Source organism: Neisseria sp. P0021.S007 (genome assembly GCF_051956855.1).
Genome location: NZ_JBQCXA010001272.1, coordinates 1 through 507, shown reverse-complemented (window position 1 = coordinate 507; position 507 = coordinate 1). Strand labels below are relative to the sequence as shown.

Below are 507 nucleotides of genomic sequence, written 5' to 3'. Positions count from 1 at the left end.
ATAGACAGCTGCTCTACCGACTGAGCTAACTACCCGATAAGCTGTGCATTATAGAGATGGGGTACACAGCTGTCAACACCTTTGTTAAATTTTTTTATTCGACAACGAGTTTCGGGAAGCGGCTGCTTAAGTCTTTACCTTTATCGGCAATGGCCAGTGCAATTTGGAAGGCGGCTTCGGTGTAGATGTCGGCGATGGTTTGGTTGTTTTCAAACAAGGCCGAAGATGTGCCGCTATCCATAGCTTCGCGTACAGGCAGGCTTAATGGAAGTTGGCCAAGCAACGGTACATTCAAACGCTCTGCCAAGTTTTTGCCGCCTTCTGCGCCGAAGATTGCTTCGGCATGGCCGCAGTTGGTGCAAATATGGACAGACATGTTTTCTAAAACGCCCAAAATCGGGATATCGACTTTGTTGAACATATCCACGGCTTTGCGTGCATCAATCAGGGCGATGTCTTGTGGCGTGGTGACGACAACGGAGCCGGTCACGGGGATTTTTTGCGACA

Annotated in this window: 1 protein-coding gene; it reads right to left on the bottom strand. The window is 49.1% G+C overall.

Going from position 1 to position 507, the window contains the following annotated elements:
• Nucleotides 1–94: 94 nt before the first annotated feature.
• Nucleotides 95–507: P-loop NTPase (locus ACTHUR_RS18690; protein ID WP_440400265.1), on the bottom strand; the 413-nt coding region annotated here is incomplete at its 5' end.